At 65.0% G+C, this 10711-nt stretch carries 6 protein-coding genes; all 6 read right to left on the reverse strand.

Annotation, left to right across the window (positions count from 1 at the left end; genetic code table 11):
- Nucleotides 1-57: 57 nt before the first annotated feature.
- Complete coding sequence (locus B0E55_RS28785) at nucleotides 58-4233, reverse strand: TIGR02680 family protein (RefSeq protein ID WP_046378586.1); 4176 nt, start codon at nucleotides 4231-4233, stop codon at nucleotides 58-60.
- Nucleotides 4230-5672, reverse strand: a complete 1443-nt coding sequence (locus B0E55_RS28790; RefSeq protein ID WP_021344333.1) for a TIGR02678 family protein — start codon at nucleotides 5670-5672, stop codon at nucleotides 4230-4232. The genes B0E55_RS28785 and B0E55_RS28790 overlap by 4 nt, the downstream gene beginning before the upstream one ends.
- Complete coding sequence (locus B0E55_RS28795) at nucleotides 5669-7174, reverse strand: TIGR02677 family protein (RefSeq protein WP_080910959.1); 1506 nt, start codon at nucleotides 7172-7174, stop codon at nucleotides 5669-5671. The genes B0E55_RS28790 and B0E55_RS28795 overlap by 4 nt, the downstream gene beginning before the upstream one ends.
- A gap of 33 nt (nucleotides 7175-7207) precedes the next feature.
- The gene (locus tag B0E55_RS28800; RefSeq protein WP_080910960.1) at nucleotides 7208-8293 is read right to left on the reverse strand and encodes a hypothetical protein; all 1086 of its coding nucleotides are present in this window, start codon (nucleotides 8291-8293) and stop codon (nucleotides 7208-7210) included.
- Between the two features lie 146 nt (nucleotides 8294-8439).
- Nucleotides 8440-9600 (reverse strand): MFS transporter, encoded by a 1161-nt coding sequence (locus tag B0E55_RS28810; RefSeq protein ID WP_020969675.1) that lies wholly within the window; start codon nucleotides 9598-9600, stop codon nucleotides 8440-8442.
- Nucleotides 9597-10451 carry a PAC2 family protein gene (locus B0E55_RS28815; protein WP_223257810.1) on the reverse strand — a complete coding sequence of 285 codons (855 nt, stop codon included), beginning with the start codon at nucleotides 10449-10451 and terminating at the stop codon, nucleotides 9597-9599. The genes B0E55_RS28810 and B0E55_RS28815 overlap by 4 nt, the downstream gene beginning before the upstream one ends.
- Nucleotides 10452-10711: the final 260 nt, after the last annotated feature.

Genomic DNA, 10711 nt, shown 5'->3' on the forward strand with positions numbered 1-10711 from the left:
ACCCCTGCTGTGCGCCTTTATTAACCGCGGGCGGTTAATAAAGGCGCACAGCAGTTTCTAGGCGTAGTCCAACGCACCTTCGGCTGGTGTCGGCACCCGGCGCCGTAGCGGCGAGCCCAATGCCCGCGCCAGATCCGTTCCGTCGTGCTCGGCGAGCAGCTCACCGTTCGACCACACCAGCAGCGCGGCGCTGACAGCTTGTTCGGCCGTGGAGTGCGCGAGGTCGTAGTGCGCACAGCCGGGGACGTCTGCGTACGTGATCCACAGGTCGTAGCCGGTCATGAAGAGATCCAGGTCGAACTGAACGCTCAAGCCGAGCAGCTCGCTGCGTCCGTTGTCGTCGACACCGGCGAAGGCCTCGTCCAGTGCCAGCAGACGCGGGGCGTGCGGGTCGGCCGAGTCCAGCATGACGTGCGCCGCGGCGAACAAAGGAAGGTGCAGCGAAACCGACTGCTCGCCACCGGACAGCGCGCTGTGCCGCGCGACGGTAAGGCGGTCTTCCTTGCCCTCACCGCTGATGAGGGTGAACGAGAACACGCGCCACTGCCTGTAGTCGAGCGCCGAGGACAGGATTTCCGGGTACGAGCGTTCGGGGTGCGCCGCACGGGCAGTACGGATCTGGGTCGCGAAATGAGCTCGCAGAGTAGCGAGTTCATCGACGCCGAGGGCCGACGCATCTCGATCCAGCAGCTTGGAGATCGCTCGCGAGCTGTCGTCGAGGTTGTCGGCGAGCACCCAGTGAACGCCGATGGTGTTGCCCGAGGACATCCGACGCTCACGCATCTCTGTGCCCATCTGTGCGATCAACACGCGTGCGTCGACCGTGCGCTCGTGGATCTGCTGAGCCAATCCGGTCAGCAGGGCATCTTCGAGAATGCGACGCTCGGATTCGGTGAGCAACTGCTCCTGATCGCCGCGAGCATCGTGGATCCGCGTTGCGAATTCACCGATCGACGAATAGCCCTGATCGTCCTGCACTCGTACGACGGTCAGTCCGTCCGGTGCATCCCACTGCAGGCGGTAGTCCTGTCCGGCCGCCGCGAGTTGGGCGTCGAAGTCCTGCAACGCCGAGGTCAGTGCCGTGCGGGTTGCCTTGCGGGCACCGTCGGTGACGCGTACCGCCGAGGTCGCAGCCTCGAGCGCTCGGTACAACTTGTCGACGTCTTCGGGGAGGACGGGCGGGTGGGCGGCGTCCTCGCTGCGGTCTTCGTTCTGGATGCGGTAGACCAACTGATCGGGGCTCATCCACGCCGCTGAACTTGCCGGCCAGCTCAGATGTTCCTTGACGCCCAACAACTCGAGAAGGTCCGGGCGAGCATAGGGTGCGAGTCGCTCTGCATCACTGCGGGTTTCGGTCAGGGTGTGACGCAACGTCTCGACGGCGGTGTTGTACGCACCCTCTGCCGTGCCGATCTGGAGGACCGCAGCGTCGTACGCCTTTCGCGCAGCACGCTGTTCGACCTTGCATTCTTCGATCTTCGCGCGGGCTTTTGCCAGGTCGAGGTCGATCTGCTCGGCGCTGGCCCCGAGGGTGTCGCGCAGTGTCTCGAGGCGCTGGACCTGCTGAAGCAGACTCTCCTCGGCGATGGCGGCCTCTTCGGCGAATTCCTCCGCATTGGCGCGTGATTCGTCGAGACGGTCGCGAGACTCGCGTTCGAGTTCGACTTCCTTGGCATGTTCGCGTCGGCAGCGCAGCGCCAGTTCGCCCTGCTTCTCGAAATGACGGATCGCCGCCGCGAGGGAGTCGAGTTCACGGCCGACGTGCGGGGTCCGGTGCTGCGACGCCGTCGCCCGGAGTTGCTTTTCCTTCGCCGCGAGATCGGCGATCGCCGCATCGAGTTCGCGTTGTGCCGTTTCCGTGGCCTCCGAGCGAGTGCGGAGTGCACCGGCGGATTCGGTGACGGTTTTGAGTGCGCGGAGGATCGATCCTGTCTTCGGCAATTCCTTTGCCGCAGAGTTGATTCGGCTCAGCTGCTCGTTGGTCTGCGTCACCAGTGCCTTGGCTGCATCGACTGCCGCGGCAAGTTCTTCCAGAGCCGCGTCGATCTCGGTGATCCGAGCTTCGCGTCGACGCGCCCGCGCTGTCGTGCCGATGTACTCGGCGTCGGCCTTGACGTGCCGGCCACGCGCGACGCCCTGCCAGAAGCGCCCGTCGACGCCGATCGCGACGCTGGCATCGGAGTCGCCCGGTGCCTCGACGAGACTGATCGACGCGAGAATGTCCTGTACCCGAGCGTCGGGTACGTCGGCATTGCCTTCGACCTCGAGGACGTCGGCCAGCGTTCGTCCCTTCGGGCGCTGTTTGACCGGCAGAGCGGTCAGGAACTGCTCACTGACGTGATCGGGAATCGTCTCGTCGGGGCAGACCCAGCCGTCCAGCAGATTTGCCGCCTGGAGTGCGGATTCGATTCCCGTGGCCACGTCTGGTTCGACGGAATCGGCGAAGCGCACCAGCTGCCACAGCGGTGCCCCACCCAGATCACTGCGGTTGTCGGTGCGTGCGTGGAAGGCCGGCGGAGCGTCGTCGTGTTCCGCCGAGACGGCCTTGCGCTCGGATTTCAGAGCTGCGATGGAGGCGTGTGATGCAGATATTTCAGCTTCGGCCTCACGACGTCGCTCGCGCAGCGTCTCGGTGCCTGCCTCGGTGTGCTCGGTGAGAACTGCGGACAGCGCCGGAGCGTCCTCGTCGCCGACTTCGGCGAGCGCCGCGTCGAGAGCCTCGAACAGCGACGTGTCGGCGCCGACAGCTGAGAACAAGGAAGAGTGATCGGTCCACCACGCGCGCAGCCCACTGGCGCACTGACTGCGTGCGAGTTCCACGGCAGCTTCGCCCTCGAGCACAGCGGCCTTGGACGCTTCGAGCAGCTCTTGTCCACGGCGCGAGCTGTTTTCGGCCCGGGTTCGTTCGGTAGCGGCCTTCTCGACGGTCGCGAGCGCAGTGCGGACCACGCGTACGTCGCCGTCACGTTCCTCGGCATGGCCACGCACTGCTGCGGTGATCTGGTCGCTGCGTGAGCCGTCGGGCAGGGGAGTCCAGACGATGCCGGCGTCCTCGGCGGCTGCCTGCAGTTCGTCCTCGGCGCGCGAGAGTGCCTCGGCTGCACGCTTGACCGACGATGCAGCCTTGTCGGCTTCGTCGCCGCGTTGCGCGAGTGCAGCCTGCGCCTTCCTCGACTTGTCTGCCTGTTGCTCGGTCGAGAGCTTGAGCGTCGAGACGGCCTGGGCGAGATCGTCGAGTTGCTGTTTGCCTTCGTAGGCGCTCGAGCGTTGCAACGCCTCGACATTGGCGCGCGCGTTCTCGAGTGCCTGCTCGGCCTGGTTGAAGCGCTCCTCGGCTGCTGCCCGGGCTTCACGGCTGCGGGTCTGGGCGAGCGACGACTCGTCCATGGCGGCAACGCCTCTGGTGACTGCTGCGAGGCGGGTGCTGACCTGTTCGATCTCTCCGCGAGACTGCTGACGCAGGTACTTGGTGTAGACGCCGATGAAACTCTGCGCTGCCTGATCGGCGGCTGCGAGCCCCTCGAGCGCGCGGCCGACCTCTTCCATATCGCTGAACGAACGCGCAGCTTCGAGGACGAGTTGGTCGTCGAGTGGACGGAGGCCGTCGGTGAGCGCTTGCGAAAGGCCCTTCGGATCAAGGTTCTTCGCGAGCTGGGGACGGCGAAGCGTGAGAATGAGATTGATCAGCTGGTCGTAGCGCTGCACTCCGAGACCGAACATTCGCGCGTCGATCGCGGTGCGGTAGTCGAGGGGACGGTCGGTGATGGAATCGCTGCCGAGTTGTTCGGCCAACTGCTTCTTGGTGAGAGGACGATCGTCGTTGCCGATCAGCGAGAAGTCGACTCCGACGCGGCCGTCGGCGACGAAGTACCAGCGGGTGACCTTGTCGTTGGTGCGGGTTGCCCGCATGCCGATTCCCACGGTCACCGACTCGGGATCTTCGAGGGAGCCGCGGCAGAACTCCATCCACACGTAGGAGTGCGCGCTGTCCTGGCCCCGGTAGAGAAGGTTGGACTTCATCGTGCGCTCTTCACCGGCGAAGGGGTTGAGGCGCCGCGGTTCGATGCGGCCGTCGAAAACGAACGGGAACAAGACCTCGAGGGCCTTGGTCTTACCGGATCCGTTTGGCCCTCGTAGGACCAGTCGACCGTCGGCGAACGAGAACTCCTGGTCTCGGTAATCCCAGAGGTTGATGATTCCAGCCCGAGTAGGTCGGAAGCGGGCGTTGCTCATACGTTCTCTACCTCTGATAGTTCGCCGTTGGTGGAAGATTCGGGGCCGAATTCGTCGACCGGATCCGGTGCGGAGTTGTCTACCGCGAAGTCGATCTGAGGATCGCGTTCGCGTACGGAGACCACGACGTCGCGGTACCGGGCAAGGACGGGCAACACCAGTACGCCGCCGTCGACCGCATGCGTCAGGCGCAGACGTTGCAGCAACCCGAGCGCCTGCTTGCGCAGCCCGTTGTGGTCGGCCTGCCATTGCGCTGCGAACGTGCGTCCGAACTGGTCCACCAACTCGGTGACCTTGTCGGCGAGCCAGTCGTCGTCGATCATCGGGTACGTGACGGGTTCCGGGGGCTCGGCCGGTTCGCCGGCAGGCAACACGAAGTCGTCGTCCTCGTCGGCGAGGTCCTCGAAGATCCCGGCCTCCGGGATGGCGGCATCGAGTTGTTCGATCAGGTGATCGTCCGACACGTGCGGGATCGGAAGTTTCGGCAGCTCCGGAGCGTCGACGTCGAGTACGCGGTCGGCAATCTCGCCGGCGAGGAGTAGAGCTACCTGGGCGATAGTTCCGGTGCTCGGGAAGCGGACGTCGGAGAGGCGACCGGTGGGATCGATCATCGCGATTCCCTCGGCGCGACGCTCGGCCACCAACCCCGTCAGTAGTTCGACTTCCGACGCGGTCTTGGGCTGCGCCAAGGCGATCAATTCGTGCTGATCGAGTTCACCCGCCAGTACGACCGGCCGCTCGACCAGAGCCCGACGCACTCGGCGTCCGATCTCTTTCGCGTCCACCGGAATTCCGTCGTCCTCGGCAGCGCTCGAGGTCTCCGTGGCCAGGAGTCCGCGGATGGAGTGCAGGTGTTGCAGGGCGCGCGGCGGACGGAACAGGGCTACGACGACGGAACGGTCGATGTCGTAGAGCGCTTCTCCCGCTTCGGGATTGGACGCCCAGCCGTTTGCGTCACCGTCGGCGAGTGCGATGGCGCCTCTGACGCCGAGCCAGCCCACTGCGTCGACGAAGGCGTCGCGGTCCGACGCACGATCGGTGGAGAGTTCGACGCCGTCGACTTGTGCAGCGTCGGCCGCGACGTGATCGGCCAACTCCGACAACGTGATCTGGTTCCCGGCGCGGCCCAACGCGGCCAGGCACAGTGCCAGGTAGGCGTAACGCGTGCGATCGAAGGTTCGCTCGGAGGCAGTTCGGGCCGGTGCCGACGGGTTGAGTCGATCCGACACCGTGAACAGGCGCGCGGTGGTCTCCGTCACCTCGAGGCGGTAGCCGAACAGTTCGAGTAGGTCGTCACGCAGCTCGGTGGCCCAACGGCGCAAGAGCGGCAACGCAATTCGATCCGGGTACGTCGAGGTGATCAGGTGGTTGGACAGGATCACTCGCGCCGCGCGTTGATACGAGTCGAGGGCAAGGGGCGTGATCTCGCGAGCTCTCATCGAACACTGACCTCGATGCCGTCGAGGTGCATACGCCCGCGGGCGGTCTTGATGGTGGTCGAACCGTCCGAGGGACTGAGCGTCAGCTTCACCCCGTTCTCACTACCGGTGGAACTCTTGACGCGTCCCACCACCGGAACACGCGCGGTCAGTGCTGCATTGAGCAGACTCAGCAAAACTTCGGTCTCCTGCTCGTTGAGTTCACGCTGATAGACGCCGTTGGACGCGAGTGATTGCGCCGCAGCGCTGCGCGTACGTTGCGCTGCCAACTGCTCTTCGCGTAGGCGGCGGATGCTGCCGTCGTTGCGGGCGACCTTGCTCGGCAATCCTGGTGAGGGCGGGCGACCGGTTTCGGCGAGTGTTCGCGCGATCTCGACCGGCGGTGCCTCCCACCACGAACGTGAGTGAGAAATGATGTCGGCGTCCGGATGCACCATCGAGAGGTGGCGTGGACGGCCGAGGTCGAACACTGCCTGGAACAGAGCATGAGCTGCGTCTTCGGACGGCGTGGCGGCGAACCAGCCGGCGAGGTGCCGGAGCTGGCTCTCGCGGCTGACGCCGCCGCGACGGGTTTCCGTGACGCGGCGAAGGAGCGCCAGAACCGCGGCGATCGCGCTCATCGTGCCCTCACGTAGACGCTCGGACTCGCTGATCCCCGATTCCGCGGAGACGAACCAGGCGGTCAATCCTCGCCAACGCGCAGCCCAGTCGTCTTCGCGTTCGGTGATCGGGACGAACACCCGTTCGTCACTGGCGGCGGCGAGGCGGATCATGCGATCGACCCCGGTGGATTCGACGTGCTCGATCGCTTCCTTGAGCTTGGGGGCGTAGCGCGCCAGATCGGAGCTGAACTCCCGCATGTGCGTGAGCAGAGCGTCCTTGTGCGTGAGGAAAGCCTGCGGAGTGATCTCCGTGGTCCGTACGAGGTCGCCGAGGGTCAGATAGAAGTGCGCGGCTCGATCGGCCATGTCGGAGAGCGTCGAGTCGAGGCGCTTGAGCTTGCGGAAGATCAGGTCGCCGTCGGAGCTTCGGTTGGCCTCGGCGAGTTCGGACATGTCTGCGAGCAGGTCCGGCAGAGCGAGGCGCGAGAGCGAGGCCGAGTCCAGGCGTGCGGCGAGAACGTCTTCGACTGATCGATAGACCTGGTATCCGGCCTGACCGAACTGGTAGACGAAGTGGCGATTGCGGTACTCGGCCAGCGTGGCCGCGCGGGTGCCGTCGTAGCTGCGCTCGAGGATCTCCCACACATGGAGCTGATCCAACAGGGGAGAGACCTCTGCTGCCGACAGATCGGCCGCCGGATCTGATCCACCGATCTTCTCGAGGATTTGCGCGACGGCTCCGGCATGCAGCAGGACGGTGTAGTTGGCGCGAGCATGGTCGAAGGCACGAAGTACCCAGAGGTACTCGGCCCGTTTTTCCGCGATCGTGAACGAAAACAGCTTCAGTCGATTGGTGTCGGCGTACGCGGCGTAATCGGGCGCACTCGTTTCTTCCACCATGACAGGGTAGGCGAGAGACGCCCCCTCTTTTTCCTACGGGCGATCCGTAGCAGGGGATGCGGCGCGTCGCCACTGCGATTCGTTCTGGATCATCCATGTGAGCAGGTGCTCGGCCGCCGCCTCGTCGGAGTCCGGGCCGACCAGCAGATCGGCGAACGCTTGGCTGGGGGCGACGATGCGGATGCCGTCGCGGGTGAGCAATCGGTCGAAGGCAGACGGTGAGAGGGGAGCGGTGATCCACACGTCACCGCCGGATTCCACACGCCGTAGTCCGAGAGCGTCGGCGAACTGATCGACGTTGTCGGCATGGAAGTGGGCACGTCGAGTGGGCGCGTACCGAGCAAAGGGTGCCGCCGCTATCGATGCGGTACCGGCGTAGATGTGACCGCTGAGCTGACGCAGTTGATCGAATAGTGCTTCCAACCCGTCCGGCGCGTGAAAGCCGTGAGGCGTCGGCGCTTTGGCGCCGGCTTCGGCCGCCCATTCACGAAGCATCTTCGGCCAGCGGACGTCACCGATCCCGCCGCGGGGGAGCCTGGTCACCAGTTCACGATCCGACAGTGTCTGAACCACCCGATAGGTTGCTCCCGTCGACGCACCGGCCAGGCGCACCAAGGCAGTGATCGCCAGCGGCGCCGCGAAATCGGCAAGCGCACGCACGACCCGAGCTGACGGATCGCCCGTCAGTTGTCCGGAAGGACGTCCGGGCCCCCGCCACGGATCGGCGTCGGCTCCGCGTCCACGCACCCAGACGGCGGGTCGATCAGCGGTCAACGACACATTGCCCGTGGCGTCTGCGTACGAGATCGCGTGGGAATCGAGCTGCCGGCGGACCGGCTCGGAGAGATATTTTGCGCACACGAAGCCGGGCTGACCGGTGGGGAAGCGATCGGCGATACCGGGAACGTCGCTGCTCAGGACACCGTGAGCGGCGTAGACGCCGAATTTGGCCACCGAGCCGTCAGGGGAGCGGAGGTCGAGTCGGAGTGGAGCCTCGGACAGGTCAGGGGAGCGCTGCGTCGACAAAGACCAGGTAGGAGGCAAATTTTCTTCGATGACGGCAACCGATCGCCGAAAAATGTCGATCGGCCGTTCCGGTTCCGACTCAGATTCGCTCATGTTCCAATGGTATCAATATCTGTCGACGACGGAAACACAGGATTTACCGAATAATGTTCGCCCTGACAGCCTCGCAACAACGGTGGTCGCTTTCGCCGACAAACTCACTACCTACACAACTTCAAATTCGAAACTGCCGAGACCGATCAGCGTTGCTTCGGCATGATCAGGGGAGCGACGACGGCGAGCAATAATGCGGGGATCAGGAAGCTCGCGGCAGGCGAAGAGTCGTAAATCGGTGTCAGGGCCAGGGGAGCAAGAGCGGCGCCGCCGAAGCGCATCGCTTGGACGACCGACACGGCGCCGCCGCGATTGGGCCCCGCGGATCCGAGCACCGCCGCGTTGACGCCGACAAGGACGAACTGGCTCGCGACACCTGCGACAAACCATGCGATCGCGATCACCGGCACCAAGCCGGCAAGGCCGACGACGGAGACCAGAACTGCTCCGCCCAGTGCACCGATCATCACGGAGGAGCGTGCGCCGATGCGATCGATGAGGATTCCGATGCGCCGGGCCGAGAGGATGCCGGCCACGCCGAAGACGGTGAGCAGTAGGCCGCGGACGGTGGGGGACAGCCCGAACTCGTCTTCGAAGCGGAAGGCGAGCAGGAAGCTCAGTCCACCGAGGGCGCCCCAGCCGAGCAATGCAGCGATACCGATGCGGAGCACTTCGGGGCGTAATGCATCGCGGAGACGGGCGGGAGTGGTCGCTGCCGGTGCTTCGGACTTCGGGAGTCCGACGGCTCCCAGGATGCCCGCGACCACTGCGATGACGAGAAAGGCCAGACGCCAGTCGAATTCGGCCGCCAGTCCGCCGATCAACGGAGCCGACGACTGCCCTGCAGCCTGGAATGCGCCGAAGGCGCCAAGGGCTCGACCCAATCGAGCCTGCGGAGTTGCGGCCGCCAACGAAGCAAGCAGCAGCGGCGTGGTGAATGCGTTCGCGGATCCCTGCAGTACCCGGGCGGCCAGGAAGATCTCGAGTGTCGGGGCGAGGAAGCATGCCAACGACGCGAAGACGTAGACGCCGTATGCGATCCGCACCGTCCGGACCTTGCCCCACCGTGTCCCGAGCGTCCCCGACACCAACATCAGAGCGGCGAAGGGGAGCAGGTACGCGGTGAGGGAGGAGGCGGCCGCCGACGGTCCGACCCCCAGATCGTCACCGATCTCGGGGAGGATCGAAGCAACCACGCCGCCGCCGAACGGGCCGAGGAACCCGCCGGCGTACAGCGCGATCAGTTGAAGCCGGAGGCGCAGTGGGCGCTGCGTACTTCCACCTTCTTCTGGAGTGTTCTTGCTCACAGTCCGAAGCTGCCGGGGCCTCGCCGTCTGAGGTAGCGCTCGAATTCCGCCGCGATGGCGTCGCCGTCGATCTTGGAGATTGCTTCGCTGATGTCGGTTTCGGCGTCTCCGCGCTCTTCCAGGGTGCGCACGTATTCGCCGATTTCCTCGTCGTCCGCGGTCATTTCGTTGACCGCTTCCTCCCAATCCTCCGACTGAGCTGGGAGTTCACCGAGGGGGACCTCGATGTCGAGAACATCCTCGACTCGTTGAAGGAGGGCCACTGTGGCCTTCGGGTTGGGTGGCTGCGAGACGTAGTGCGGAACCGCTGCCCAGAACGAAATAGCGGGTACACCAGCACGAACGCACTCATCCTGAAGAACTCCGGTGATGCCTGTCGGGCCTTCGTATCGGGTCTGTTCGAGGTTGAATCGTGCCGCGGATTCGCTGCTGTACGCCGTGCCCGTGACCGGCACCGGGCGGGTGTGCGGAGTATCGGCGAGCAGGGCTCCGAGGATGACCACGGTCTTGACGTTCAGTTGGTCGATCAACTCGAGCAGATCCTCGCAGAAACTGCGCCACCGCATGTTGGGTTCGATCCCGCGAAGAAGGACGATGTCGCTCTCACTGCCTGGAGGCGAACAGACCGACAAACGTGTTGCCGGCCAAACGATTTCGCGAGTGACACCGTCGACCTGACGGACCGTGGGACGGTTGACCTGGTAGTCGTAGTAGTCCTCGGAATCGAGTTCGGCGAGCGGCTGGGCATCCCAGATCAGCTCGAGATGTTCGACCGCACCGCTGGCTGCGTCACCGGCGTCGTTCCAGCCCTCGAAAGCTGCAACGAGGATGGGATCACGTAGGACAGGGATGTCGCCCTCGAGGCGGTCGCTGCTGTCGACGGCAAAGCCGTCAGGGCTCTCGAAGGCCGCCGAATCGTCGAAATCGACCGGGCCGTCGGGAGTGACGGGGAACTCACTTGGACTCACCCACCCAGCCTACGGCCAGAGCTTGTCGGTGCGCCCACTACTCTGGACGGCATGTCTGCCCCATTTAACTCTGCCCTGCTTGATGCGCTGAAACAGCGCGTTGTCATCGGCGACGGAGCGATGGGCACCATGTTGCAGGCCGC

The sequence above is a fragment of the Rhodococcus sp. 66b genome, from assembly GCF_002076325.1.
GTDB lineage: Bacteria > Actinomycetota > Actinomycetes > Mycobacteriales > Mycobacteriaceae > Rhodococcus_F > Rhodococcus_F erythropolis.